This window comes from Solimonas marina (genome assembly GCF_012241385.1).
Lineage (GTDB): Bacteria > Pseudomonadota > Gammaproteobacteria > Nevskiales > Nevskiaceae > Solimonas > Solimonas marina.
On record NZ_JAAVXB010000001.1, the window covers coordinates 443,192 to 468,718 of the forward strand.

21 protein-coding genes are annotated in these 25,527 nt (G+C 66.6%); 10 read left to right on the top strand and 11 right to left on the bottom strand.

The window, feature by feature from the left end:
- Positions 1-20: 20 nt before the first annotated feature.
- The gene (gene lptM, locus G7Y82_RS01900; protein WP_168146295.1) at positions 21-308 is read right to left on the bottom strand and encodes an LPS translocon maturation chaperone LptM; all 288 of its coding nucleotides are present in this window, start codon (positions 306-308) and stop codon (positions 21-23) included.
- 186 nt (positions 309-494) lie between these two features.
- Here lptM and G7Y82_RS01905 point away from each other — a divergent pair, with 186 nt between their 5' ends.
- Positions 495-1,169, top strand: a complete 675-nt coding sequence (locus tag G7Y82_RS01905) for an alpha/beta hydrolase (protein WP_168146296.1) — start codon at positions 495-497, stop codon at positions 1,167-1,169.
- A 30-nt stretch (positions 1,170-1,199) separates the two neighbouring features.
- Here the strand turns inward: G7Y82_RS01905 and G7Y82_RS21830 are convergent, their stop codons facing one another.
- Both G7Y82_RS21830 and G7Y82_RS01915 read right to left on the bottom strand, forming a co-directional pair.
- On the bottom strand, positions 1,200-4,601 hold the full coding sequence (locus tag G7Y82_RS21830) for a translocation/assembly module TamB domain-containing protein (RefSeq protein ID WP_168146297.1): 3,402 nt from the start codon (positions 4,599-4,601) through the stop codon (positions 1,200-1,202).
- The gene (locus G7Y82_RS01915; RefSeq protein ID WP_168146298.1) at positions 4,598-6,340 is read right to left on the bottom strand and encodes an autotransporter assembly complex protein TamA; all 1,743 of its coding nucleotides are present in this window, start codon (positions 6,338-6,340) and stop codon (positions 4,598-4,600) included. Before G7Y82_RS01915 ends, G7Y82_RS21830 begins: the two co-directional genes overlap by 4 nt.
- A gap of 141 nt (positions 6,341-6,481) precedes the next feature.
- On the opposite strand from G7Y82_RS01915, the gene G7Y82_RS01920 reads away from it, so the two are divergent.
- Positions 6,482-7,438: a glutathione S-transferase family protein gene (locus G7Y82_RS01920; RefSeq protein WP_168146299.1), complete on the top strand. Its 957-nt coding sequence runs from the start codon at positions 6,482-6,484 to the stop codon at positions 7,436-7,438.
- 107 nt (positions 7,439-7,545) lie between these two features.
- Positions 7,546-7,821 (top strand): hypothetical protein, encoded by a 276-nt coding sequence (locus G7Y82_RS01925; protein WP_168146300.1) that lies wholly within the window; start codon positions 7,546-7,548, stop codon positions 7,819-7,821.
- An 11-nt stretch (positions 7,822-7,832) separates the two neighbouring features.
- Here the strand turns inward: G7Y82_RS01925 and G7Y82_RS01930 are convergent, their stop codons facing one another.
- Entirely contained in the window at positions 7,833-8,867 is a 1,035-nt protein-coding gene (locus G7Y82_RS01930) for a TraB/GumN family protein (RefSeq protein WP_168146301.1), read from the bottom strand.
- On the bottom strand, positions 8,864-9,766 hold the full coding sequence (gene ttcA, locus G7Y82_RS01935; protein WP_168146302.1) for a tRNA 2-thiocytidine(32) synthetase TtcA: 903 nt from the start codon (positions 9,764-9,766) through the stop codon (positions 8,864-8,866). The genes G7Y82_RS01930 and ttcA overlap by 4 nt, the downstream gene beginning before the upstream one ends.
- 187 nt (positions 9,767-9,953) lie before the next feature.
- Between ttcA and G7Y82_RS01940 the strand changes: the two genes are divergently transcribed.
- The 4 genes from G7Y82_RS01940 (at position 9,954) to G7Y82_RS01955 (ending at position 15,219) form a co-directional block, all read left to right on the top strand.
- Entirely contained in the window at positions 9,954-11,570 is a 1,617-nt protein-coding gene (locus G7Y82_RS01940; protein WP_168146303.1) for a serine/threonine protein kinase, read from the top strand.
- A gap of 150 nt (positions 11,571-11,720) precedes the next feature.
- Entirely contained in the window at positions 11,721-13,310 is a 1,590-nt protein-coding gene (locus G7Y82_RS01945; protein WP_168146304.1) for an OpgD/OpgG family glucan biosynthesis protein, read from the top strand.
- A 254-nt stretch (positions 13,311-13,564) separates the two neighbouring features.
- Positions 13,565-13,921: a hypothetical protein gene (locus G7Y82_RS01950; protein ID WP_168146305.1), complete on the top strand. Its 357-nt coding sequence runs from the start codon at positions 13,565-13,567 to the stop codon at positions 13,919-13,921.
- A 422-nt stretch (positions 13,922-14,343) separates the two neighbouring features.
- Positions 14,344-15,219 (top strand): alpha/beta fold hydrolase, encoded by an 876-nt coding sequence (locus G7Y82_RS01955; protein WP_168146306.1) that lies wholly within the window; start codon positions 14,344-14,346, stop codon positions 15,217-15,219.
- 41 nt (positions 15,220-15,260) lie between these two features.
- Here G7Y82_RS01955 and G7Y82_RS01960 read toward each other — a convergent pair whose 3' ends face one another.
- Positions 15,261-16,820, bottom strand: a complete 1,560-nt coding sequence (locus G7Y82_RS01960; RefSeq protein WP_168146307.1) for an amidase — start codon at positions 16,818-16,820, stop codon at positions 15,261-15,263.
- A gap of 274 nt (positions 16,821-17,094) precedes the next feature.
- Here G7Y82_RS01960 and G7Y82_RS01965 point away from each other — a divergent pair, with 274 nt between their 5' ends.
- Both G7Y82_RS01965 and G7Y82_RS01970 read left to right on the top strand, forming a co-directional pair.
- The gene (locus tag G7Y82_RS01965; RefSeq protein WP_168146308.1) at positions 17,095-19,089 is read left to right on the top strand and encodes an alkaline phosphatase D family protein; all 1,995 of its coding nucleotides are present in this window, start codon (positions 17,095-17,097) and stop codon (positions 19,087-19,089) included.
- Between the two features lie 47 nt (positions 19,090-19,136).
- Positions 19,137-19,895: a polysaccharide lyase family 7 protein gene (locus G7Y82_RS01970; RefSeq protein WP_168146309.1), complete on the top strand. Its 759-nt coding sequence runs from the start codon at positions 19,137-19,139 to the stop codon at positions 19,893-19,895.
- Between the two features lie 225 nt (positions 19,896-20,120).
- Here G7Y82_RS01970 and G7Y82_RS01975 read toward each other — a convergent pair whose 3' ends face one another.
- The 4 genes from G7Y82_RS01975 to G7Y82_RS01990 all read right to left on the bottom strand — a co-directional run bounded on the left by G7Y82_RS01975 (position 20,121) and on the right by G7Y82_RS01990 (position 23,900).
- A complete protein-coding gene (locus G7Y82_RS01975) occupies positions 20,121-21,737 on the bottom strand; it encodes a POT-type proton-dependent oligopeptide transporter (RefSeq protein ID WP_168146310.1) in 1,617 nt (538 codons plus the stop codon).
- 37 nt (positions 21,738-21,774) lie between these two features.
- Entirely contained in the window at positions 21,775-22,038 is a 264-nt protein-coding gene (locus G7Y82_RS01980; RefSeq protein ID WP_168146311.1) for a DUF167 domain-containing protein, read from the bottom strand.
- Positions 22,038-23,498, bottom strand: a complete 1,461-nt coding sequence (locus G7Y82_RS01985) for a M20 family peptidase (RefSeq protein WP_168146312.1) — start codon at positions 23,496-23,498, stop codon at positions 22,038-22,040. Before G7Y82_RS01985 ends, G7Y82_RS01980 begins: the two co-directional genes overlap by 1 nt.
- Positions 23,499-23,585: 87 nt before the next feature.
- Positions 23,586-23,900: a hypothetical protein gene (locus G7Y82_RS01990; protein WP_168146313.1), complete on the bottom strand. Its 315-nt coding sequence runs from the start codon at positions 23,898-23,900 to the stop codon at positions 23,586-23,588.
- Between the two features lie 246 nt (positions 23,901-24,146).
- Between G7Y82_RS01990 and G7Y82_RS01995 the strand changes: the two genes are divergently transcribed.
- Positions 24,147-24,629 (top strand): FKBP-type peptidyl-prolyl cis-trans isomerase, encoded by a 483-nt coding sequence (locus tag G7Y82_RS01995; RefSeq protein ID WP_168146314.1) that lies wholly within the window; start codon positions 24,147-24,149, stop codon positions 24,627-24,629.
- Positions 24,630-24,722: 93 nt separating this feature from the next.
- Here G7Y82_RS01995 and G7Y82_RS02000 read toward each other — a convergent pair whose 3' ends face one another.
- Positions 24,723-25,394, bottom strand: coding sequence for a hypothetical protein (locus tag G7Y82_RS02000; RefSeq protein ID WP_168146315.1), 672 nt, complete (start codon positions 25,392-25,394; stop codon positions 24,723-24,725).
- Positions 25,395-25,527: the final 133 nt, after the last annotated feature.

Consider the following 25,527-nt stretch of genomic DNA (forward strand, 5'->3'; position numbering starts at 1 on the left):
GATATCGGGGAAGGCGCGCCTTACGGCGAGGGGGTCGACGCGCTGGTGTCGTCGTCCTTTTTCTTCTGGTTCTCGTCGGTCTCCGACGCTGGCGTCGGCGCCGTCGAAGGGGCCGCCGCGGCATCGCCGCCGGTCGTGGCCGCGGGCTTCTGCGGCGGCGCGGCCGACGTCTCCGGCACCACCGTCGGGCTGGTCAGCTCCGCCGCGCTTTTCTTCTTCGGCGGCTTGTGATCGGGCAGATACAGGGCACCGGACTGCCCGCAGGCAACCAGCGTCACGGTCAGCAGAGGCGCGAGCAGCTTCAACATCGTCGTCACCGGAACGAGGGCGGTCAGTTTACCCGCTCTGCCCGCACGCGACGGAAGTTCGACCCACCGCCGCCGCGCCCTTGCCAGGCGATGTTGCACCGGCAGGGCGCTGCCCACGGGGCAGCCTGCCTTAAGTGTGGCGGGAGATGTTATGGACAAATAGGTGCCACTCGCGACAATCGTCACATGAATGCCGAACGCACCGACAGCGAGATCATCCTGGAGCCGGATGTGCCGGCGCGGGCGGCGGTGGTCTGGCTGCATGGGCTCGGCGCCGACGGCAACGACTTCATCCCCATCGTCCCGGAACTCGACCTGCCGCGCGACGCCGGCGTGCGCTTCGTGTTTCCGCACGCACCGGTCCGGCCGGTCACGCTCAATGCCGGCATGCCGATGCGGGCGTGGTACGACCTCTACGACCTCGACAAGGACGGTCCCGAGGACGAAACCGGCATCCGCACGTCTGCCGCGCGCATCCGCGGCTATCTCGAAGCACAGCTGGCGGCCGGCATCGCGGCTGAACGTCTGGTGCTCGCCGGCTTCTCGCAAGGCGGCGCGATGACCCTGCATACCGGTCTGCGCCTGCCGCAGGCGATCGGCGGCCTGATCGCGCTGTCGGCCTATCTGCCACTGCACCAGAGCTTCGATGCCGAAGCCAGCGACGCCGCGCGCAAGATTCCGCTGCTGATCGCGCATGGCCGCCATGACCCCATCGTGCCCTGCACCTGGGGCGAAGCCGCCGCCGAAGGCCTCGGCGAGCGCGGCTACGACGTGCGCTGGCATCGCTACGCGATGGCGCACGAAGTCTGCGAGGAAGAAATCGCCGACATCGGCAAATTCCTCCGCCAGCGCCTGCTCTGACTTCGAGGACCGCGCGCCGCCAGCGGCGCGCTACTTGCGCTCGATCGTGTAGAGCAGGTCACCGCCCGATTCGATGCCGGTTTCGGTGCGCGCCTTGAAGCCGTGTCCCAGGTCGTACTGGATGCGGAAGGTGTATCCCTGCTGGAACAAGGCCACGCCATAGCTGATGAACAGTTTCGGCGACAGGTATTTGCCGACCGTGAACATCGCCTGGTCGTTGGTCTCGCCGGGCTTGGAACCGACGGTGATTTCGTCGATGCCGATCTTGCTGCCGAGCTGCTGCGCGATCCACTCACCACCCGCCAGGCCCAGCGATGTCGCCGCGCCGCCGACCATCGATTTGTCACTGGCCGAGGTCGTGTCATCGAGCGGCCGGCCGAGCACCAGCCACGCCAGCTGCTGTTGCTGCGGCATCACCGGCGTCGAGAACAACTGGAACTCCGGCTTGCGCAAAGTGCCGCGCACGTACAGCCCGACCGTGACGTCGTCGGTGGGCTTGCGTGTCGCCCGCACCTCCAGCGCCGGTTCGGTGACCGGACCACCACTGAAGATCAGCTTGCCGGTCTCGATCGTCAGGTCCTGGCCGTAGGCCTTGTAGTGACCGTCGACCAACGTGATCTCGCCGCGCGCGCGCGTCGACACGCCGGGCTGTTCGATGGCCTGAACCGATCCGGTCAATCGTGACTTCAGACCGAAGCCCTCGAACTTCACATTGTCGCCGAGCTTGAGCGTGACGTTGGCGTTGACCAGCAGGTTGCGCTGTGCCTGCGCGCCCGGATCGTCGCCGACCATGACTTGGTCGCTGCTGGCCGAGACACTGCCATCGCCGAGTGACTTCGGGGTGATCTGCGCTTTCGGAATCGTCACCGTGCCGTTGACGGCGAGCTTGCGCTCGGCCAGCGCCACGTGCAGGTCCGGCGAGACCCAGATCTGCGCCTCGCTGGTGCTGACGGCCTTGAAGTTTTCGCCCTTCAGCTGCAGGTCGAGTTTCAAGGGATTGGCACGCGGGCTGATCTCGCCGCTCAGGTGTACGGCGCCACCGTCGGAGCTGGCGGAGCCGTCGATCTTCAGATCGCCGGCCAGGTCGGAGTCGACGCGCATGCCGATGTCCTTGAGCGTGATGCCCGGCGTCACCAGTGCGACTTCGCCGTCGGACAGCTGCACGCTGCCGTCGAACTGCGGATCGACCAGCGTGCCGGCCAGTTCGAACTGGCCTGCGGCGCGGCCCTTGGCGCTGGATATTTCCGGGGTGATCTGATGCAGCCAGCCGAGATCCGGCAGCTTGACCCGCAATTCGCCGCTCAGCTTGCGCTCCGCGAACACGTCGCCGGCCGCGAGGGTCGCCGTCCCGTCGATCAGGCCATTGGCGATCGGCAGGTGCAATTCGACGTCGGTACCGGCCTTGCCGTTGTCGTCGATCGACAGCTTGGCCGGCTGCAGGTCGATCGGCGGCAGACCGCCGACCTGCCAGCGCCCGCCTTCGGTGGCGATATCGGCACGCAAGTCCTCGAGGCCGCGCGGGCCGAGTTCGGCATAGCCGCTGGCCTGCAGCACGACGTCGATCCGCGCGCCATTCGGCAGCAGCGGCTGTAGATAGGTCAGTGCGAAATCGGACAGCGCGAAGTCGATGCGGCGGTTCTGCTTGCCGTCCTTCTTGACCCCGACGCAGGCGCGCGCACCGGATGACGACCAGCACATCGGGTCGAGCGCAACCGTGTCGAGTCCGGCGCTGATCGCCGTCGGCTGTTCCAGCGCCCAGGGCGCCAGCTGCAGCGGCGCGACCTTGCCGCTGCGCAGCTCGCCGGTCCAGGTCAGCTTGTCGACATCCAGTGCGCCGTGCGCGGCCAGCGTCAGATCGCCCTCGCCGGTGCTCGCACTCAGCGTGATGTCATGGGCATTGGCCGGACCGTGGATGGCGAGCGTCGCCTTCGAGATCGGCACGCCGGCGGAGGCATCCTGCACGCTCAGGTCGACGTCGAGCTGCCCATGCGGATCGACGTCGGCCTTCAGTTCACCGAGCTTGAGGCTGGTGCCGCCGTAGTCCAGTCCTTCGACTTTCAGCGCCGCCACCACGTGCGGCGCCTTCATCTCGCCCCGCGCCGACAGCGTGCCGTGCAGGCTGCCGAGCAGACCCGGCCAGGCATCGGCCAGCTTCGGCGCGTCGATGCGTGCCTTGGCATCCAGCGTCGGCAGCACCTGCCCCTGTGCATCGACGACCGCCTGGCCGCTCTGCACGTACAGCTTGTCGAAGCTCAATCGGTCGCCGACATAGCGCCCCTGTGTCTCCAGCGCCAGCGGATAGCCGCGCAGCTTGGAGTTCTTCAGGGTCGCATTGAAGCGCACGTCCGGCTTGCCGTCGGCAACCACGGTCTTGGCCTCGAAGCTGCCGTTGATGACGCCCGGCAGATCCGCATACGCGCGCTCGGGGTGCAGGTTCTGCACGCTGCCGCTGCCGTCGACGCGCACGCCGTCTTTCCAGCTGACGTCGGCCTGCGCATGCAAGGTACCGCCCAGGGCTTGCGCGTCGAGCGCGTCGAGCTTGACGCCGGACAGCGAGCCACTGCCTTTGGCGCTGAGCGCGACGGCGAGCTGCGGCAAGGTGACCTTGCCCTTGAGGTCGAACTGATAGTCGTCGACGGTACCGCGCCAGTGCGCCTCGCCACCGCCGCTGTCGACCGGCGTCGACGTCGCATCGCCGGCACCAGGTGGCGGCCAGCTGATGCGCTGCCAGCTCAGCGTCAGATCGCTGGGCGACGAATAGCCGAACGTGCCCTCGAGCTTGGCAACCGCAAAGCCCTGCGTATGCAGCGGATGGAATTCGATGCCGTCCGGTTTCAACGTGGCGATGCCGTCGAGACGCGCGCGACCGACCCATGGCGTGGTTGCCGCCAGCTGTTCGAGAACGATGCGATCGCCAACCCAGCTCGCCGCCAGTGCGATGTCGTCGATGGCGATCGGCGCGCCGTCGGCGGACTGAATGCGCAGCGCGCCGAGCTGTGCGTGGCGCAACGCGATCGACACCGGCAAGCGCGTCAGCGCCCCTTCGCTGGATGGCGGCGTCGGGGTTTGGTCTTGCGCCGGTTTCAGCGTCACGTCGACGCTGGCCGCCTTCAGGCTTTCGATCTCGACATGCCGTCGCGCCAGCTGCGACAGATCGGCATCGAGTTCGGCGTCACGAATGTCGACATCGGCCGAGCCGAGCGCGAGCTTCAGATGGCCGATCTTCAGCGGCCCCCAGACGGTGCCGCTGACGTCCTCGGCCTGCACCATGCCACCGGTGAAGGTATTGGCAGCCCGCAGACCCAGCTGCGCACCGGACTGCGTGAACAGCACGAAGACGACCGCGCCGACCAACAGCGCGAAGACGATGCCGACCGCCGCACGGGCGATCACCAGCGCCAGCCACAGGCCCTGTTTCAGCGACGCGTTCACAGGCCCACCCTCACACCGATGTAGAGCCGTACCGGCGGCTGGTCCTTGTCGAGCGCGTGACCGAAGTCGAGGCGGATGGTGCCCACCGGCGAGCGGTAGCGCAGGCCGGCGCCGACACCGTAATGCAGCTCAGGCGCCGGGTCCTTGGACACGCCACCGCCGTCGAAGAACTCGGCGATCCCGACATTGCCCCAGACCCGCGTCTCAAGCTCGGCGCTGAACGTCGTCAGATAGTTGCCGCCAATGACATTGCCGTCGGCGTCCCTCGGACCGATCGACTGATAACTGTAGCCACGAATCGAGTCGTCGCCGCCGGCGAAGAACCGCTGTGACGCCGGCAGGCGGCCGAACTCGCCGGTCAGGTTGGCGCCGTACTCGTAGCGCAGCAAGACACGCGAGCGCCGCATCAGCGGCCACGCGGCGCGCGCCGTGCCATGGAACTGCACGAAGCTGACCGACGACAGCACGTTGCGCGCCGCGCCGTGCACGTCGACGATCGCCGAGAAGCCTTTGCGCGTGTAGATCGAATCATCGAGTTCGGTCAGCGTCAGCGACATGCCGGGCATCACCAGATCGGCAGTCGTATCGTCGAGACCCAGGTGCGATTCTTCGTGCAGGTATTTGATGTAAGGCTGCTGGCGCCACTTGCCGGGCAGGCGCACCAGGCCAACGCCGACGCCGTGCAGATAGCTCTTGCCCGACTTGTAGTCCTGCTCGCCGATATTGCCGCTGATGGTGAACATCTCGCCGGCCTTGTTGCCGGTCGGAATCCGGTATTCGCCGGCGGCCTCGGTCTTGATCTGCGACAGCTGGGTTTCCAGATGCAGCGAGTGCCCGTACTGGTTCAGCCGCCGGAAGTCGGACGCCACCGAACCGCGCGCACCGGTGTCGGTGCCGTAGCCGATGCCGAAATCGTAATGCTGGCGGTTACGCGGCTTGGTCTTGATCACCAGCGGCACACGTCCGTCGACGGCCTTGTCGTGCTCGGTCTGCACTTCGACGCTGTCGAAGTAGCCGAGATCGCTGAGCGCAAACTGGGCATTGAGCACCACCTGCGGGTCGTAAACGTCGCCCGGCTTGATCGGCACGTAACGCCGCAGGAACGCATCATTGAGACGTTGCCCGTCGGTGACGTCGCCCTGATCGATGGTGAAATCGCCGAAGTGGTACTGCGCGCCGGTTTCGAAGTGCAGCACCGCCTCCGCCGTGTTGTCGGACGGCTTCACACGCAGTTCGGACTCGACGTAGTGCGCGTCGAGATAACCCTTGGCATAGGCGACGCTGGTCAGGATCGACTTGGCCTGGTCGTAATCGCTGTGCAGCAGCGGATCGCCTTCCTCCAGCAGGCGGTGCATGTGCTTGATCGCGCGATCGAAGTCACCGGCACCGTCGCCGCTGATCTCGATGTCGACCCGCGTCAGCTTCATGCGCGGACCGGGGTCGATGGTGTAGGTCGCACGCCAGTTCGGCGCCTCGCCCTCCAGATGCGCATCGATGAAAGGGTTGTAGTAGCCGAACGGCCGCAGTGACTCGCGCAGTTCCGGACCGGCCTGGCGATGCAGCCGCTCAACCGTGGCCTGATCCAGATCCTTGCGCTTCACGTAGTCGCGGATCGACAGATACGCCTCGGCGTTGCGCTTCAGATCACCGGACACGCCTTTGACCTCGACCCGCAGGTCGGCAAGCGCCATGAATGGCCAACACAACAACAGCAGGCTGAGAATGCGGAAGAGCGGCACGGGCGGTCGGGGGAACAGGCGCTTCACGATCGGTGGATTCGAGCGCAGTATTATCCATATGCTCGGGCGGGCGTCTCACCATGAAACCGTCAGGGCTGCGGCCAGGTTCACCGCATCCCCCTTGAGAACCGGAGTTTTCGCATGCATCCGATGACGCTCTACATCGGCAGCAAGTCGCTGTCATCGTGGTCGCTGCGGCCGTGGGTGCTGATGCGTCATCACGGCCTTGCCTTCGACGAGGTCGTCATCACGCTCGACGTCGCGGATACCGCCGCACACATTCGTGCGCACTCACCGACCGGCCGCGTGCCGGTGCTGGTCGACGGCGATCTGCGCATCTGGGAATCGCAGGCGATCTGCGAATACGTCGCCGAGACCTTTGCGTTGCCGCGCGCCTGGCCGCTGGAACCGGCGGCACGGGCCATGGCGCGGGCGATTTCCGCGGAAATGCATGCCGGCTTCGAGTCACTGCGCCGCGAGCTGCCGTTCGAAGCGCAACGCGAGCCCGGCCCGGTGCCGATGTCGGCCGAGACCGAGGCCGATATCGCCCGCATCCGCCACCTTTGGCGCGAAGCGCGCCGCCTCTACGGCCACGACGGCGAGTGGCTGTTCGGCAAGTTCGGCATCGCCGACGCGATGTACGTCCCAGTGGCCATCCGTTTCTTCCTCTACGACGTGCCGCTCGACGGACCGGAACGCGACTATATGCATAGCGTGATCCTGCACCCCGCCGTGCAGGCCTGGATGGAAGCGGCCTCGCAGGAGTTGCCGGGTGGCGAATCGGCGCTGGAACGCACCCAGGAAGTCGAATCGATGCCGGAGCCGCAAGCCGCGGCAGAGCCGGCCGCCGTCGTGGAGACCGTTGCAGCCGCCTCGGCACCTGAGCCGACCCCGGCCGTCGCGAGCGCCGCAACCGAAACCACCAGCGCAGTCCCGCCGAGCCCCGCGACCCAACCCGAGCCCCCGGCTACGCCAGCCGCGGCCCCGACGCCCGCGGCCAAGCCGGCACCGGCGGCGGCCATCGCCAAAGCCGCCAGCGCCATCAATACCGGTGCCGAGCTGCCCAAGGTGCGCTCGTTTCAGCTCCCCAGCGACTGACACCGGTCGCGGCGCCGGTTCCCAGGCGGCCACGATTGCCGTTAGGCTCGACGCTGACGCGGTGGGCCGCCGGGGGTTCGCCATCATTTCCGACCACCGGATCGCCGATGCCGTTGATTTCGATTGCCCTTGCCCTCGCGGTGCTGATCTGCACGGCGATCCGCTGGCTCTACCTGCGCAAGATCGCAATCGCGGTCGGACTGCCGGCGGTCTGGCTGCCGCATATCGGGCTGCTGCTCGTCCAGGCGATCTGCAGCTCCAGCATCGACGCCGTTCAGCACACCCGCGACGGCAACGGCCTGTGGGTACTGTGCTTCGCCTTCATCGAGGCGTCGGTCTTCATGGTCCACGTGCGGCGCCGCGGCCCCAGGCCGGGCGCCTGAACGAGCCGCGCTCAGGGCGTCGGCTTGGGCGGCGCCTTGCTGGTCGTGGCCGCCACCGGCGGCGTGGGTTTGGCGGCATCTGCACCCGGCGCCACCGCACGAACGTCGAACCCGCGATTGCGCAGCGCGCTGACCAGACCGTCCGGCCCAACCAGATGCGCCGCGCCGACGATGATCATCTGCGCCTCCGATGACTTCAGCCGCGCCGACAGATTCGGCATCCAGGCACGGTTGCGCGCCGCGATCAGGCGCTCGTAAAGCGCTGGGTCTTCTTCCTTCATCTGCGCATCGAGCGCCTCGACATAGGCAACATCGCCGCTGCGCCAGGCCTGGAACAGCGCTTCGGGTTCCTGGCGCGGATCGCCATCCTCGTCGAGCGTGGCCTGCAGGAAGCTACCGGCCAGCTTCGGGCTCATTTCGGTAAACAGCTTGAGGTGCTCGGCCGGCGCCTCGAACCAGTCGATCTGCTTGTTGTCGGCGCTGGCACGCTCGAAGAAGTGCTGATCGAGCCCCAACGAGGCCGCAAAGCCGCCCTGCTGCAGCGAGAAGATCTCGAAGGTCATCGCGCAAAACCACGCCGCGTACGGATCGCAGACTTCAGCCGGCAAGCCGAATTCGCGGGCATGGCGCTGCACACGCTCGTAGAGCGCCGGCGACAGCTCGTCGCGCAGGGTCTCGCCGTGCAGGCGTGCCGCCGCCAGCACGGCGCGCTGCATGTCCGGGGCATCCAGCGATGCCAGGTCGCTTTCGAAGACCACTGTGGACGCGTGCGCATAGGCCCGCTCCAGCGCCGCCGGCAGCGGGTGCGCCGCTTCCGGCAACAAGTGCACGGAACCCAGCAGGTAGTGCGTGATCTGACCCACCTGCACGCGCCACAGAAATGGCGCCGGGTTGGGCGGCGCGGGTGCGGGCGCCTGCGTCTGGCTGCCATCAGCTGCCGCCGCGGCGGTCAGTGTCGACGCGTCGGCCGGTTGCGCCGACACCAGCGACGGCACGCTGGCGGTAGCAACCGCCAGCGCCAGCAGCCACCCCGCGCCGAGCCTCATGCTGCGCTGCCGCCGCCGTCGGGCATCAGCCAGCTCGAGCCCGCGTCCTGCGCGCTGCGGTCGCCACCGAGGCTGGCAAAGTCGAACAGCTTGGGATCGGCCAGCTGCGACGGCGCGACATTGGTCAGTGCCGCAAAGACCTGTTCGATACGCGCCGGATGTTCCTTTTCCCAGCCTTCCATCATGCGCCGCACCTGCTTGCGCTGCAGCTGCTCCTGCGAACCGCACAGATTGCACGGAATGATGGGGAATTCCTTGAGCTGCGCGTAGGCGGCGATGTCGCGCTCGCGGCAGTACGCCAGCGGGCGGATCACGACGTTGCGCCCGTCGTCGGACTGCAGCTTCGGCGGCATCGCCGACAGCTTGCCGCCGTGGAACAGGTTCAGGAAGAACGTCGCGACGATGTCGTCCTTGTGATGGCCGAGCGCGATCTTCGTGTAGCCGTGCTCGGCCGCATACGAGTACAGCGCGCCGCGGCGCAGGCGCGAGCACAGCGAGCACATGGTCTTGCCTTCGGGAATCACACGCTGCACCACCGAATACGTGTCCTGCTCGATGATGTGGTAATCGACGCCCAGCGACTTCAGGTACTCGGGCAGCACGTGCTCCGGAAAGCCCGGCTGTTTCTGATCGAGATTGACCGCGGTGATGTGAAACTTCACCGGCGCCTTGGCCTGCAGCTGCAGCAAGGTGTCGAGCATCGTGTAGCTGTCCTTGCCGCCGGACAGGCAGACCATGACCCGATCGCCATCGACAATCATGTTGTAGTCCATGATCGCCTGGCCGACCTGGCGACGCAGACGCTTGGCGAGCTTGTTCTGCTCGCGGCGGTCTTCAGGGGCGGCGGCCGGCTGCTTGAGCAGCCCGGTGATGGGGACTTCGGTGACGACGACAGACATCGGAACAGCTCGGTAGGTACACGGCGCCTATTGTGGCATGGCGGCCCGTGCCGCCTGCATTTGGCGTGATATCGACGCCCGATTGAGGAATCACACGGATAGGCGCGGCGCGTCTTTTTTGCAAAATCCTGACAGGGCCCCGGCACAAAGGATGGTGCGGTCGGGGCGATCAACCCTGGGGACTTCAATGGACGCTGTTTCTTGCGCGCCGCTACCGGCTGGCGCGCGTGTCGGCCGCTGGCAGATCACCGACACGATCGGACGCACGCCTTACCTGTGTCGCTATCTGGCCCATGACGGCCAGTCGCAAGCCATCCTGCACGAACTGCTGCCCGACAGTCTGATCGTGCGCGGCGAGGGCGGTGTACAGACCCGCGATGCCGAGGACCGCAACACTTTCCGCTGGTGGCTGCGCGGCTACCTGGACCGCGCCAATGCCTTTGCGGCGCTGCCGGCGCCGGGCTTTGCGTCCGTGCTCGACGCCTTCGAAGCCGGTGGCACCGCCTATGTCGCGTTCGAGGCGCTGGCCGGCGAGACCCTGGCCGAACACGTCCGTGCCAACGGCGCCCTCGACTGGCGTCAGTACCTGCCGGCCATGCGACCGCTGATCGAGGCGCTGATGCAGGCTCATGCGCGCAACCTGGTCGTCCGCGACATCGTGCCGGCGCAGCTGGTCCTGCGCCCCGGCGGTGGCCTGGCGCTGGCGAGCTTCGGCCCGTTGCGCGCGCCGGTGCGCTTTCGCGCGATGACCGTGACCAGCACCACGCAGGCTGCCTATGCCGCGCCCGAAGCGCTGTCGGCCATCGGCCAGATCGGGGCGTGGACCGACGCCTACGCGCTGGGGGCCAGCTGCGCCTACGCGCTCTATGGCCGTGTGCCGCCGGAGGCCGCACGCAGCGGCGGCACACCGCTGAGTTTTGCGCTGACCGATGCGCTGCCGCCACCGGCGCGCAGCGCACTCGAAGGGCTGCTGCTGACCGACGCCGGCGCCCGCACGACACTGCCGGCACTGCTGGCCGTGCTCCCGCATCGGGTCGAGACCACAGCACCCGCGGCCGCACCATCGCCCCGCGCACGGCTGGCTTTCGCCGCGATCGGCAGCGTCGCCATCGCCGGGCTCGCCGCAGCGTTATGGCTGCGTCCCGAAGCACCCGAGCCTGAAGCCGCTGCGGCACCGACCACCATCGCCAGCGATACCGCACCCACTGCGCAGCGCAGCGCAGCGTCCCCCGCGGCCGGCTCCGAGCACGCCATCCCAGCAACGGCGCCCGCCGCCAACGACGGCGCACAGCCGCAATTGGCGCTGATCTTCGGCAAGGACGACGAGGCCAAACCCGCGGCGCCGGCCAAGGAACCCGCCGCACGCCCGGCGCCCGCGCCGCGCCCTGCCGCGGTCAGCGCACCGCCCGCCAGCCCGCCAAGCCCAGCGCCGGCGCGGCCCGATCCGTACGCGCCGGCACCGGCGCAGCTGTCGGTGACGGTCAACACGCCGACGCTCAACGTCGAGGAAGCACCGGCGCCCGTGCCGAAGCCAGTCGTCGACCCGGCCGTCGAGCGCGCCAGGATCGCCGCCGCGCACACCGCCGAGCTGCGTGCCGAGAAGATGGCGTGCAACAGCCGCCGCCACATCTCGCAGTACATCGTCGGCGGCAGCGTCACCTATGACGACCTGTCGAAGATGAAGAACGTCGACAGGCTCAACGGCGGCCAGCTGGCCTTGCGCCACGTGCCGACCGACGACGGCCGCAGCGTCTCGCTGTTCGTCGATATCCACGGCTGCGTCATCAGCATTCGCTCGGACTGAAGCCTGCGGCGCGACGGCACACTGACGCCGGAGACAGATCTCGGACGGTCAGATGCGGTTCATCGCACGATCTGTAAACATCGCCGGACATTTCGCGGGCGATGATGGCCCGCGCGCTCCATTCGCCAACGATCCGGGAACCCGCGACGCATGCTCAGCCGCCGTCGATTCATTGCCGCTACGTCCTCGATGGCCGCGCTTACTGCGCTCGGCCTGTCGCCCGAACTGCTGGCCAAGCAGGGGCTCAAGCTCGGCCGCGCCCAAGCGTTCTCGTTCGACGCCTTGACCGCGACCGCACGCAAGCTGGCCGCCAAGCCTTACGCGCCGCCGCCGCCGTTGCCGCACAAGGTGCTCGACCGCATCGACTACGCCGCGCACGGCAAGATCAAATTCAAGCCGGAACTGGCGCTGTTCGCCGGCGGCCCCGGCCAGTATCCGGTGACGTTCTTTCATCTTGGCCGCTACTTCCAGACGCCGGTGCACATGTACGTCGTCAACGATCCCGGCACCAAGGCCAGCGAGATCATTTACGACGCACGCTATTTCGACATGCCGGCCAACAGCCCGGCGCACGAGTTGCCGAAGGGCGCCGGCTTCGCAGGCTTCCGTTTCCAAGAAAGCCGGTTCGGCGATCAGGACAAGCTGCCGTGGCAGAAGAACGACTGGGCGGCCTTTCTCGGCGCGTCGTACTTTCGCGCGATCGGCGCGCTCTACCAGTACGGCCTGTCGGCGCGCGGCGTGGCGCTCAATAGTGCCGCACCGGACCAGCCCGAAGAATTCCCGGCCTTTACGCAGTTCTATTTCGCGCCGCCGAAGAACGGCTCGAACCGCGTGACCGTCTATGCGCTGCTCGAAGGGCCGAGCATCACCGGCGCCTACCGCTTCGACATGCAGCGCGATACCGGCGTGGTCATGGACATCGAATGCTCGCTGTTCCTGCGCCGCGACATCGAGCGCTTCGGCATTGCGCCGGCGACGTCGATGTACTGGTTTTCGGAAACCGAAAAGCAGACTGCGATCGACTGGCGCCCCGAAGTCCACGACTCCGATGGCCTGGCGATGTGGACCGGCAGCGGCGAGCGCATCTGGCGCCCGCTCAACAATCCGTCGCACACCATGGCGTCGGCATTCGCCGACCATACCCCCAAGGGCTTCGGCCTGCTGCAGCGTGATCGCAATTTCGACCACTACCAGGACGGCGTCTTCTACGACAAGCGTCCGAGCCTGTGGGTCGAGCCGATCGGCGACTGGGGCGAAGGCGCGATCCAGCTGATCGAAATTCCGACCGACGACGAGATCAACGACAACATCGTCGCGATGTGGGTGCCGAAGGCGCCGGCCAAGGCCGGCAACGAATATCACCTCAAGTACCGCCTGTACTGGGAAGCCGACGAACCGCATCCGTCACCGCTGGCACGCTGCGTCGCCACGCGCCTCGGCCGCGGCGGCCAGCCCGGCGAACCGCGCCCGGCCGGCGTGCGCAAGTTCGTCGTCGAATTCCTTGGCGATCCGCTGAAGAAGCTGCCGTTCGGCGTCAAACCGGAACCGGTGCTGTCGGCCTCGCGCGGTACGTTCTCTTACGTGTTCACCGAAGCCGTGCCGGACGGCGTCTCCGGCCACTGGCGCGCGCAGTTCGACCTCACCGTCGACGGCAATGACCCGGTCGACATGCGCCTCTATCTCAAGCTCGGCGACGAAACACTGTCGGAGACCTGGCTGTACCAGTACCACCCGTTCTGAGATCGGCGCGTCGGCGCAACCATCTTGCGCCGATAACAGGACGGTCGTAGGGCGGGGTTCACCCCGCCGCCGACGCGTCGGGTCGAAGCCGAAAGGCCGACGGGTCCGACCCGAAGCCGTCAAAAATCGCTCGGCACTTTTGCAGTTGACGAAGTTGAGCGCGAACATGCGGCCTGGACCGCACAAGCGATGGTCGCCACTGCTGTCGTACGGCCTGCATTGTCTCGACGCCGCGTACCGAATCCAAGGCCATCATGAATATCGCCACGATCAAGCGCTCGCAACGCAATTACTGGACGGCGATATACGCAGCGTCCGTTCCGATCATCTGCCTGATGCTCTTCAATCGTCGCATCGCCGAGTGGCTCAGCACGTCCGCGGCTGCACGAGGATTTGAATTGCGATGGCCGAGCATCAGCTTGGGCCTTATCGTCATACAACTGGCCGGCCTCTTTCTCTTCATTTTCTGGGCTCAACGGCGCCTGTTGGCCAAATGCTCGAGTTGTAAAAAACCCTTCTCTCCAGCTTCTGTTGGCATCGTTATCGCGACAGGGAATTGCGCCAACTGCGGCGCAAAAGCCATAGAAGCCCACTCTAATGCAAAGCCGTAATGAATCTGATGCGGTGCAAATTTTCACCTCCCGCGTCGCCTGCCCCCTCCATCGCCAAGGTCGACGAGGTATTTGAAAACCTGGTGACCAAATGCTGGAGCCGCGAGCAAGCTGACCGGTGGGCTGCGAAATGGCACGGCGCAGCCCACCCATCCGATATGCCGCCTGCGATATAGCATGCATTGGGGCAGTTGCACGGATGCGATCTACGTCACGGATGGGACGAACCGTATCTGCACGACATCGAGCAACGATCGGCGTGGCATCAGGCATTCCGATCGAGTGTCGGAGCGCAAGCGAACCGGCCGGGACGGACGGATCGGAAATAGCGGCACCGACACGCGGCGCCTGAAAGTTGCGCACATCATTTCCGCACTTTCCTCATGCGTCGGAGTCACAACCATGGGAAATGGGAGACTCGGATGCAGAACCACACCATCAAACTGCCCGACGGGCGTGAGCTCGGCTACGGCGAATACGGCAAACACGGCGGCACCGCGTTGCTGCTGTTTCACGGCACGCCGGGTTCGCGCGTGTTCGGACGCTTCGACGGCGCGGACTGGATAGACGCTGCCGGTTTACGCATCGTCACGCCGGAGCGGCCCGGCTACGGGCTTTCGTCGCCGGCACCGCGGCGCCGGATTGCGGATTGGGCCGCCGACGTCGAAGCGCTGGCCGACCAGCTCGGCATCGATCGCTTTCACGTCGCGGGTGGCTCGGGCGGCGGGCCTTATGCCCTGGCGTGTGCGCTACGCCTGCCGTCGCGCGTGCAGTCGGCAACGCTGTTTTCCAGCGGCGGGCCGCCGGAAGTGATGCGCTTGTCCAAGGACATGCAAGGCGGCAACCGCATCGCGTTTTTCGCGGCACGCTACGCGCCGTTGCTGCTGAAGGCGCTGACGTCGATGACGGCCAATGCGATCCGCAAGCAGCCGCAGCAGTACCTGCGCAAGCTCAAGGCCCAGCTTCCGGAATCCGATCGCGCGCTGATGGACGACGGCACGCTTGAACGCACGATGATGCAGCTGACGGAGGCCTATCGTCAGGGCGGCGACGGCGCCTACCGCGACATGCGGCTGGTCAGCCAGCCGTGGGGGCTCGATCTCGGCACGATCACCGTCCCGGTTTTTCTGTGGCACGGCGAGGCGGACAATCTGGTGCCCGTGGCAACGGCGCGCGCGTTCGCCGACATGATTCCGGGCTGCGAGTCTCACTTCATTACGGACGCCGGCCACCAGTTGCTCGGCGACGACAGGATTCGCGCGCAAATGATTGCGCGGATGCTGGCCGTCCATGCTTGAACGCGACGGGCGGGATGAATCCCGCCCTACTTTCCAGACGCTTACTGCAGTGCCGGCGGTGGCAGCTTCGGCGTGATCTTTTCGAACGCGGCGGCGAGGGCGATCAGCTTGGCGTCGTCCCAGGCGGTGCCGACCAGCGAGAAGCCAACCGGCAGACCGGACACCAAGCCCATCGGCACGGTGATGTGCGGATAGCCGGCAACGGCCGGACGCTGCGAGACGCCAGCGCCGACGAAGTGATCGCCGAGCACGGGGTCGATCGGCCAGGCCGGCGCCATGGTCGGCGCGATCAGCGCCGCGAGGTGGTGTTGCTGCAGGAGCGCGTCGATGCCGTCACGACCGGCGGCGCGTTTGGCGCGGCGCCTGGCGTCGAGGTAGGCCTTGTCCGTCAGCGGCCCGCGCGCTTCAGAGGCGATGAAGGTTTCCTGGCCGAACAGCGCCAGCTCGCGCGCCGCGTGCGCGTTGTCGAAGGCAATCAGCGCGGCCAGCGTCTTCGGCCCGCCGTTGCGCGTCGCCAGATAGCGACGGATGCCGTCCTTGAACTCGTATTGCAGCACCGTCGTTTCGTCGTCGCCGAGCGTCGGCGCCGCCGGCATGTCGACGTCGACCAGCACCGCACCGGCGGCACGCAAGCGCGCCAGCGTCGTGTCGAACAGGCGATTGACGCTGCGCAGATCGCCGGTCTGGTTGCGCACCACGCCCAGACGCACGCCGCGCAGATCGGCGGCGCCCGTGTTCAGTTGTGCCGGCAATGACGCCGGCAGCGGCTTGGTCGCCGCATCGTAGGGGTCGGCACCGGCCATCGCCTGCAGCAGCAGCGCCGCATCGGCGACGTCGTGCGCCATCGCGCCGGCGGTGTCCTGGCTGGTGCTGATCGGCACGATGCCGCTGCGGCTGACGAGGCCCAGCGTCGGCTTGATGCCGACGATGCCGTTGACGCTGCTCGGGCAGACGACCGAGCCGTCGGTCTCGGTGCCGACCGCAACGACGGCAAAGCCGGCCGCCACCGCGACGCCGGAACCGGCACTGGACCCGCAGGGGCTGCGCGTCGGTGCATAGGCGTTGCGCGTCTGCCCGCCACGCGCGCTCCAGCCGCTGATCGGATGCTTGCCGCGGAAATTGGCCCACTCGCTGAGATTGGTCTTGCCGAGAATCACCGCGCCGGCGGCACGCAAGCGCGAGACCAGCGTCGCATCGGCGCGCGGACGACTGTCGACCAGAGCCAGCGACCCGGCCGTGGTGTGCATCGCGTCGGCGGTGTCGATGTTGTCCTTGATCAACACCGGAATGCCGTAGAGCAGGCCGTGCGGTGCTTGTGCGTCGAGCTTGCGCGCGATCGTCAGTGCATCGGGATTGAGTTCGATGACGGCATTGAGCTCCGGCCCCTTGCGGTCATAGCGGGCGATGCGGTCGAGGAAGTATTGCGTCAGTTGCTCCGACGTCAGCGTGTGGCGGTCCATCGCCGCATGCAGTTCGGCGATCGTCCAGGTTTCGTAGGCCGGTGTGGCAGCAGGTTTGGCGCTGCCTGTGCTCGGCGCACAAACAAATACGAGGGCCGGCAACAAGACCAACAGCAGGCGGGCGAATCTGGCGACGGACATCTCAGCTCCCTTCGAAATGCCGGCCCATTCTGGCACGTCATGTCGGCAGGGCCGTCGCGATGCGTCATCGCCGTGACACAGGCACCCGCTAGGGTGCGCGGCCGTCGGCGCTGTGCAGGGCTGCGCCGATCCTCCCCCAAAAGCCTGTCGTCGCGGCTGATCATCGTCACCGATGGTGAGCCGCGTGCGATCTTGCTCTGCGAATTTCCTATTCGGGATCGGCGGCCGTCGACTTTAGGATCGGCAACGTCGACCTGTCATTGGCGAGGGGACCATGGCACCACCGATCGATCGTCGCGATTTTCTCAAGAGCGCCGCCGCGCTCGGCACGCTACCGCTGAGCCTCGGGCTCGCCGCCTGTGGCGGCAGCAGTCCGGATGGCGGCGGCGCGCCGTCCGGTGACGATGGCAGTGGCAGTGACGGCGACAGCGGCGCCGGCAACCTCGTCGAAACCGCCGACTTCGACTATCCGCTGGTACTGCCGTTGCCGTTCGCGCACGGCGTGGCCAGCGGCGATCCGCTGAAGGATCGCGTCATCATCTGGACGCGTATCACCGAGACGACGCCGTCGGCGAGTGCGGTCCCGGTGCGCTGGGACGTGTCGGCGACGCCCGACTTCTTGAGCGTGCTCCAGTCCGGCACGCAGACAACCAGCGCCGCGCGCGACTGGACGGTCAAGGTCGATGTCGTCGGCCTTGAGCCGGCGACGACCTACTACTACCGCTTCCACGCCTTCGGCCTGACGTCCATCGTCGGCCGCACACGCACCGCGCCGGACACGGCGGTCGATTCGATCCGCTTCGCGGTGCTGTCGTGTTCGAGCTACTGGTCGAGTTACTGGAGTGGCCTCGGTCTGATCGCCGACCGCAACGACCTCGATCTGGTCGTGCACTGCGGCGACTACGTCTACGACTTCGTCGACGAAGACGAAGCCGTCCGCGCGCGCAAGGACGAGAAGGACACGACGCTGCCGGATTATCGTGACTGGCTGAACATCGACGAGCTGCGGCGCCGCTACGCGCTGTGGCGCTCCGACCCGAACAACCTGCGCGCGCACCAGCAGCATCCGTGGTTCATCGTCTGGGACAACCACGATATCGACGAGGATTTCGGCAACGAACTGCCGACCACCGTCGACGGGCCGAGCACGACGACGCTGGAACAGACCACGCAGGTGTTCTGGGAGTGGACGCCGTCGCGGCCGGTGAAGGCCGACGGCTCCGGCGACTTCGTGCTCGTCGACGACGGCTCGTACCCCGAGGCGCCCGACACAAAGCTGGTCTGGCGGCGTCTGCCGTACGGGCCGATGCTCGACGTGTTCGGCGTCGATACGCAGATCGGCCTGCCGGGCCACGGCCTGACGATGGATGCCTCGCACCTGACGTCGGGCAACAGCCTGATGGGCCGCACCCAGTTCGAGTGGCTGACGTCGGCGATGCGCGACTCGGCGCAGGCCGGCGTCACCTGGCGCTTCGTCAACAACCAGACCTGGCTGGCGCCCTGCGACATTCCAGACATCGTCGACGGCCTGCCGTCGCTGCCGAAGATCGGCATCAGCCGCTGGACCGACTATCCCGAGGAGCGCGCCGCGCTGATGCAATACCTGCGCGGCGACAACGACGCCGGCTATCGCGTGCGCAACAACATCGTCGTATCCGGCGATGCGCACGGCAATTTCGGCTCCGACTTGATCGAAGACACCCACCTGATCAGCGACTACGTCTCGGCTGCACCGATTCCGAATCTGCGCCAGGGCTCGACGACGGCCAACTTCCCGGCCGGCTTCGGCCGTGCCGGCACCGCCAACGTCGGCCCGCTGAACCTGCGCGCGACGTCGGTCGGTGTCGAGTTCGCGCCGACGTCGATGGGCCGCGGCGGCGGCGACGAGCTGCTCGCCAATGCGCTGCAGCTCGAACCGGGCTCGGCGGCGACCATCGAAGGCACACGCCTGCTCGAAACGGCGCTGATCACGACCAACAAGAACATCCAGTTCATCGAGTGGGTCGATCACGGCTACGGCATCGTCGACCTGACAGCCGAGCGCGCCGTCTTCGAATACTGGTGGCAGGACAAGCTGACGCCGGACTCGCCCGACGTGCTCGGTCGGCAGATGATCGCCTGGGCAGCCGAGGACACGAGCGGCCTCGTCGCACACTTCCAGGATCAGCTCGACGACGTCACCGCGCATGGCATGGCGGTGACGGCGACTAGCGGCAGCCGCAGCGCCGAGCCGGCGCCGCTCGACAGCACCCAGTTGCAGCCACGCTGAGGCGATCGCGTAAGCTGACAAGCCTTGCCGCCGACCTGCACGCCCCCATGCAACGCCTGCCGCATCATCTGCTGCTCGCCGCCTCGCTCGCACTGACGTCGACCGTCACGCATGCCGCATCGTCGACGATCGCACTTTCACATTGGAAGCTGACCCTGCCGGTCGACGGCCAGGGCCGCAAACGTGGCGATGCGGCGGAAATCCCGCCGCAGGCCCTCAGCGGCGGCTATCAATCGATCTGGTTCCACCCGACACGGGACGGCAGTCTGCTGTTCTGGGCACCGGTCGACGGCGCGACGACGAGCGGCTCCGATTACCCGCGCTCGGAGCTGCGCGAATTGCTCGACCCGAACGACGACGACGTCAACTGGCACGTCGGCGGCTACGCACGCATGACCGCGAACTGCGAGGTGCTCGGCGTGCCGTCCTCGACCGGCAAGATCGTGATTGGTCAGATTCATGCCTTCGACGGGCCGCCGCTGGTCAAGCTGCGTTATCTCTACAAGCGCGACGAACGACGCGGCCGCCTGGATGCACTGGTGCATCTGACGCCGGACGGCGATTCGACCTCGTATCCGCTGGCCACCGATCTGCCGCTGAAACAGGCCTTCGACTACCGCATCGAAGTCAGCGGCGGCGCGCTGATCATGCAGGCCGGTGACGGTGCCGCTGTGCGCCTGCCGATCGACGCGAGCTGGAACGACTACGGCTTCTACTTCAAGGCCGGCGTCTACGTGCAGGCCAATGGCCGCAGCGCGCTCGACGGCGGGCGCGTGGAATTCCACGCCCTGCAGCTTGCACATTGAGCACGCATGACGGCCAAGGCCCCTGACCCGTCGGTTTCACAGATGACGCAGAGGGAAAAGCGCAAGGCCTGCAGGCTTCGCCAACGTCGACCGATTAAATCGACGCATGCGCTTTCTATCCAGGTTTCGGTCGCGGCTTGCGCCGCTCCTACAACAGCAAAGGTCAGCCTGTAGGAGCGGCGCAAGCCGCGACCGAAGCGCCGAGAAAGACGCTGAACCGCGAGTTCAATGCTCCTCGGCCGCGACTTCGTTGCCGCCGGCTTCGGCGGCGCGAACAAAGGTCTTTTCGCGATAGAAGATCGCGACGAAGATGAACAGCAGCGCGCCACCGGCCATCACTGCGGTGAAGAACAGGAAGTACATCGGCCCGACCAGCGCGTAAGTCGAAACCTGCGACGCGGCAGCATCGAACTGGCCTTCGCTGACCAGCGGCTGGCGGTGGATCGGGTCCATCAGGCGCACGCGGTGCGTGGCCTTGTCGATCTCGGCGACCATGAAGGTGCCGGCCAGCGGCTGGGTCTTGCCGTCGACGGAGACGGTGACACCGGTCTTGCCGCTGAAGTCGATCTTCTGGCCGACCACCATGTCGTCGGCGCCGGCCACGCTCACCCAGGTCTGCGCACCAGTTTCGACCGCACTGGCTTGCAGCGGCTCGACCATCACGTCGTTGACGATGGCGGTGAACAGGTTGCCGACGCTGGTCGACAGCAGGAACAGCGCCATGATGAAGCTCTTCATGCGCAGCGGCGCCTGCTTGTAGCTGAACTCCAGCGCGGTGATCGACACCAGCACCTCGGAGGCGGTGAGGATGGCGTAGGCGAGGATCTGCCACCAGATGCTGACGACGTGGCCGGCCTGGATGCGCGATTCGATCCAGGCGATGACAACGAACGACGACGCGCAGACGAACAGACCGGCGGCGATCTTGCGCAGCGGCGTGACCTTGGTGAAACGCGCGACGAACGGATAAACGCCGAAGCTGAACACCGGCACCAGCAGCAGGATGAAGATCGCATTGACCGACTGGATCTGCGCCGGCAGCACGTCGAACGAGAACAGGCCGAGCACGTTGATGTGCTTGTCCATCAGGTCGGACTGCGCCTGCAGCACCCAGGTCTGGCCGTTGGACTGTTCCCACAGCGACCAGAAGAACGCGACGAACAGATAAATCAGCAGCAGGCGCAGGATGATCGACAGACCTTCCTTCGAAAACACGTCCTTGAGCCAGGCCTTGCCGGCCGGCGGCACCACGGCGAAGCGCTTGCGGCCCAGCCAGAAGACGACCGTCGCCAGCGCCATCATCGCCGCCGGCAGGCCGAACGCGAACTTCGGACCGTAGTTGGGCAGCAGCCACGGGCAGGCGATGATCGAAATCAGCGAGCCGGCGTTGATCGACAGGTAGAACCACGAAAACGCGCGTTCGATCATGTGCTGGTTCGACGCCGTGAACTGGTCACCGACATTGGTCGACACGCAGGGCTTGATGCCGCCGGTGCCGAACGCGGTCATGCCCAGGCCGATGGCAATGCCGAGTGGCGAGCTGTTCAAGGCCAGCGTCGCGCAGCCAGCGACGTAGACGCACGAGAAGATCATGATCGTGCGGAACTTGCCGAGGAACACGTCGGAGACGATGGCGCCGACCAACGGGAAGAAATATGCGGCGGACTTGAACAGCGACTGCCAACTGGTCGCCTGCGCATCACCGAAGTGCAGGAAGTTGACGAGGTAGACCGACAGGATCGCGTTGATGCCGTAATAGCAGAAGCGCTCGGCGAACTCGTTGGCGACGATATACGGGATACCGGCCGGCATGCGGTCGGTGCGCGAGGACGATGGGTTCATGAAATCTCGGGTCGTCAGCTAATAATTCAGCGAAAGTCTAGGCAAGGTGGGCGGACAACCGCCTGAGTATTTCTCCGTCGGCGAGGCCGACGATCTCGAACTGCTTGCGGCTGTCGGTCTCGCCGCGCCGCAGCACAACGGCCGATTTCGGCACGTCCAGCACTTCGGCCAGCAAGGCCTGTACCGCCGCGTTGGCGCGGCCGCGCTCGGGGGCGGCCGTCACCGCCAGCTTCAGCGCCTCGCCGTGCCAGCCGAGCACGGCGTTGCGCGAGGCCTTGGGACTGACCTTGACCGCCAGCATCAGCCGCTGGTGGCGTTGCGCAGGAACTGCCGGTAGAAACGCACCACATTGGCGAACTGCGCCACCGCGATGCGCTCGTCGACGCCGTGGATGCGTTCCAGATCCTCGGCTTCGAGTTGGCCGGGCAGGAAGTTGTAGCGGGCACCGATCACGTCCTGGTAGTGGCGCAGGTCGGTGGCGCCGACCACCAAGCCGGGCGTGACAACAGCCTGCGGCGCGGTCTGCTCGATGCTGCGCTTGATCACCGCATAGCCGGGTCCGCGGGTATCGCCGGACGGCGAGGCCTCGTCGGCAAACTCCGCCTCGCTCTTGACCTCGACACCCGGGTCGTCGATGACGTCGACGATGTGCTGGCGCAAGGCGGCGATACTGTCGCCGGGCAGCAGGCGGAAATTGACGACGGCGCTGGCCTCACCGGGCAACACATTGTCCTTGACGCCGGCGTTGAACAGGGTCGGCGCCGTGGTCGTGCGGATCAACGCATTGGTGACCGGCGCCTTGGCGAATTCGCGCAGCAGCAACGGGCCGAACAGCCAGCGGTTGGCCACCGCCAGACGCTCGCCGAACGGCAGCTCCGGGGCGATGCTGTCGAGCATGCCGGCCACTTCCGGCGTGAATCGCGCTGGCATCTGATGCGCTTCGAGACGCGCGACGGCGCGCGCCAGCTGGCCGATCGCGGTCTGCGGCGGCGGCATCGAGGAATGTCCGCCGGCACCTTTCACGCGCAGGTCGAACGACACATAGCCCTTCTCGGCCGTCATGATCGACGCCACCGGCACGTCGACGCCGGCGATCACGCCGTGTGTGACGGCGCCGCCCTCGTCGAGTCCGTACAGCGCGTGGATGCCGCGCTGCTTGAGCAGGGCGGCAATCTTCACCGCGCCTTCGAGCCCGCCGATTTCCTCGTCGAAGCCGTAGGCGAAATAGACCGTGCGGCGCGGTTGATAGCCTTGCGCGAGCAGCGCTTCGACGGCTTCGAACTGACCGATCAGGCTGCCCTTGTCGTCGAGCGTGCCACGCCCCCAGATATAGCCGTCGGCAATGTCGCCGGAAAACGGCGCGTGGTGCCAGCGTGACAGCGCCGCCTGCTCGACCGGCACCACATCCTGATGCGCCAGCAGCAACACCGGCGGCAGCTTCGGATCGCTGCCGTCCCAGCGGTAGAGCAGACCGTGCTTGCCGACCGTCTCGTGTGCGAGCGTTGCATCGACCCGCGGGTACTGCGTCTTCAGTAGTGCGGCGAGATCGTCGAAGGCCTGGTCGTTCGGGTCCGCATCGGTCGGCGACACCGTGGCAATGCGCACCGCCGCGGCCAGATGCGCCGCCATCGCGTCCGCGTCGACCTCGATCGACACCGGCGCCGCGCGCGGCACGGCGTGGCCGACGCCCACAACCCGAACGCCCAACACCACGGCCAGCCCCAACGCGAGCACCAGCATGCCCAGCCCCAATTTACGCATCACAGCCCCCAGAACGGTTATGCCGCAAGCATACCGTTCATCGACCGCGGTGCCCGCCGCCGAAGCGGCAGGCGGGCGCTCCGTACGCTAGGCCAGCATCCCGCCAATCAAGGCGCCGACCACCAGCCCGCCGACCTGTACGCTGGCCAGCGTCAATCCGCCCATGGCGGCGACCAGCCCGATGACCGGCAAGGCTGTGAAGAGCCCGGCCAGATAGAACAACAGCAGACCGATCATGATGCCCGGCAGCAGCATGGCGATCGTGGCCTGGCTGAAGCCACTGGCGACACGCCCGCCGACGATGCCGGCGATCAAGGTGCCCAGGCCCGGAACCCAGCTCAGCAGAATGCTGAGCATGAGCATGACCGACATGCCGGCGGCAATGTCGTCGCGATATCCCACTCGTCCCATCCCAACCCCCGAATCGTGCGGGCCCGGTGTTCCGGGCTTCCTGCTCCGTCGTCCTGTCTACGGCGCCGCCCCCGCGACGCACGTTCCAACACCCCGATTCTCGACCAGATTGGCACCCCCGGCAATCCGAATCTGCCTACACGGGCACCAGGCTTGCAAGGTGGCGCCCGCCGCGCCTGCGGCCCGGGGAGCGTCTGTTACCATGAGACGCTCATTTCGCAGCCCCCGGCTTTTTTCATGGAAATCGCAGATCAACGCGTCGTCTCGATGCATTACACGCTCACCAACGACAAGGGCGAGGTGATCGACAGCTCCCAGGGCAATGAGCCGCTGGCCTATCTGCACGGTGCCGGCAACATCATCCCCGGCCTCGAGAAGGCGCTCGCCGGCAAGCAGGCTGGCGACAAGCTGACGGTCAAGATCGCCCCCGCCGATGGCTACGGCGAGCGCAACGACGCCCTGATCCAGCAGGTGCCGCGCCGCGCGTTCCAGGGCGTTGACGACATCAAGCCCGGCATGCGCTTCAACGCGCAGGGTCCGCAGGGACCGGTGCAGGTCACGGTGACCCGCGTCGCCGGCGACATGGTGACGATCGACGGCAATCATCCGCTGGCCGGCGAAGCGCTGAACTTCGATGTCGAAGTGACCGAAGTGCGCGCCGCCTCGGCCGAGGAAATGCAGCACGGTCACGTGCACGGCCCGGGTGGCCACCACCACTAAGCGCTCGCGCTGGCGTCACTGAACGCAGGACGGCCACGGTTTCCACCGTGGCCGTTTCTTCAATGCGTGCCAGGAAAACCCGGGCCGGGGCGCTCAGTGCACCGCCGCCTCGGCAAACTGCTGGTCCCAGTTGTCGCGCTGCTTGATCAGGCGCAGGTCCTGCCACATCACGAACGGCCGTGTGCGCAATGCCTGGCCGACTTGGCTGACCGCCAGATCGAGGCTGCTGGCGATGCGCAACGGCCCGTTGACGTATTCGCTGCGGCCGCTCTGCTCGCGATGCAGCTGCGTCCAGATTGCGCGGAATTTCTCGCGGTAGGCGTCGACATCTTCGTCGTCGGGCTCGAATTCGGCCTGATAGAGACGGTCGTTGAAGAACTGCAGTTCCAGCGTGCCCTTCTGATCGAGATGGCGGTAGTCGACTGTCGTCAGAATATCCATGTCGCTCGGCGGCACGCCTTGCGGCACTGGCTCGTCATGGCGGACCAGCTTGGGCTCGTAACCGGCCTGTTGCAGATGCGCTTCGACCTGATCGAGATGCGCATAGCTGCGGAACGGGCCAAAGAACGTCAGCCGCCGCGCTTCGGGCACCGACTCGGTGTAGGCCTTGACGACCTCTTCGACGCTGGCGACTTCCTCGACTTCGCCGTCGGCACCGGTGACCGTGATCGCCTTGGGCTTGGGCGCCCGCGGCCACAGCCAGCCAATCAGCGCGGCGAGCGCCAGCATCGCAACGAAGATCGCAATGCGCGATCGGCGGCGCATGGGCGGCGGCAATGCGTTTGGCGTCCCCCGAGATTCACTCATGCTGGCCCCCGCAGCATGCACTTACGATGTTCGGCATTCCCGCCCCTCGACGTCAGAACGGGCCGAGCATAGCAAGCCTGAAGCGGCGATC

What these genes read in the sequence shown, in the direction of transcription:
- G7Y82_RS01945 (WP_168146304.1), top strand. Translation starts at nt 11,721, where the DNA reads ATGCTCAGCCGCCGTCGATTCATTGCCGCTACGTCCTCGATGGCCGCG.
- G7Y82_RS01995 (WP_168146314.1), top strand. Translation starts at nt 24,147, where the DNA reads ATGGAAATCGCAGATCAACGCGTCGTCTCGATGCATTACACGCTCACC.
- G7Y82_RS01920 (WP_168146299.1), top strand. Translation starts at nt 6,482, where the DNA reads ATGCATCCGATGACGCTCTACATCGGCAGCAAGTCGCTGTCATCGTGG.
- G7Y82_RS01930 (WP_168146301.1), bottom strand. Translation starts at nt 8,867, where the DNA reads ATGAGGCTCGGCGCGGGGTGGCTGCTGGCGCTGGCGGTTGCTACCGCC.
- G7Y82_RS02000 (WP_168146315.1), bottom strand. Translation starts at nt 25,394, where the DNA reads ATGCGCCGCCGATCGCGCATTGCGATCTTCGTTGCGATGCTGGCGCTC.
- G7Y82_RS01950 (WP_168146305.1), top strand. Translation starts at nt 13,565, where the DNA reads ATGAATATCGCCACGATCAAGCGCTCGCAACGCAATTACTGGACGGCG.
- G7Y82_RS01925 (WP_168146300.1), top strand. Translation starts at nt 7,546, where the DNA reads ATGCCGTTGATTTCGATTGCCCTTGCCCTCGCGGTGCTGATCTGCACG.
- G7Y82_RS01960 (WP_168146307.1), bottom strand. Translation starts at nt 16,820, where the DNA reads ATGTCCGTCGCCAGATTCGCCCGCCTGCTGTTGGTCTTGTTGCCGGCC.
- G7Y82_RS01985 (WP_168146312.1), bottom strand. Translation starts at nt 23,498, where the DNA reads ATGCGTAAATTGGGGCTGGGCATGCTGGTGCTCGCGTTGGGGCTGGCC.
- G7Y82_RS01955 (WP_168146306.1), top strand. Translation starts at nt 14,344, where the DNA reads ATGCAGAACCACACCATCAAACTGCCCGACGGGCGTGAGCTCGGCTAC.
- G7Y82_RS01970 (WP_168146309.1), top strand. Translation starts at nt 19,137, where the DNA reads ATGCAACGCCTGCCGCATCATCTGCTGCTCGCCGCCTCGCTCGCACTG.
- lptM (WP_168146295.1), bottom strand. Translation starts at nt 308, where the DNA reads ATGTTGAAGCTGCTCGCGCCTCTGCTGACCGTGACGCTGGTTGCCTGC.
- G7Y82_RS01905 (WP_168146296.1), top strand. Translation starts at nt 495, where the DNA reads ATGAATGCCGAACGCACCGACAGCGAGATCATCCTGGAGCCGGATGTG.
- G7Y82_RS01965 (WP_168146308.1), top strand. Translation starts at nt 17,095, where the DNA reads ATGGCACCACCGATCGATCGTCGCGATTTTCTCAAGAGCGCCGCCGCG.
- G7Y82_RS01980 (WP_168146311.1), bottom strand. Translation starts at nt 22,038, where the DNA reads ATGCTGGCGGTCAAGGTCAGTCCCAAGGCCTCGCGCAACGCCGTGCTC.
- G7Y82_RS01940 (WP_168146303.1), top strand. Translation starts at nt 9,954, where the DNA reads ATGGACGCTGTTTCTTGCGCGCCGCTACCGGCTGGCGCGCGTGTCGGC.
- ttcA (WP_168146302.1), bottom strand. Translation starts at nt 9,766, where the DNA reads ATGTCTGTCGTCGTCACCGAAGTCCCCATCACCGGGCTGCTCAAGCAG.
- G7Y82_RS01975 (WP_168146310.1), bottom strand. Translation starts at nt 21,737, where the DNA reads ATGAACCCATCGTCCTCGCGCACCGACCGCATGCCGGCCGGTATCCCG.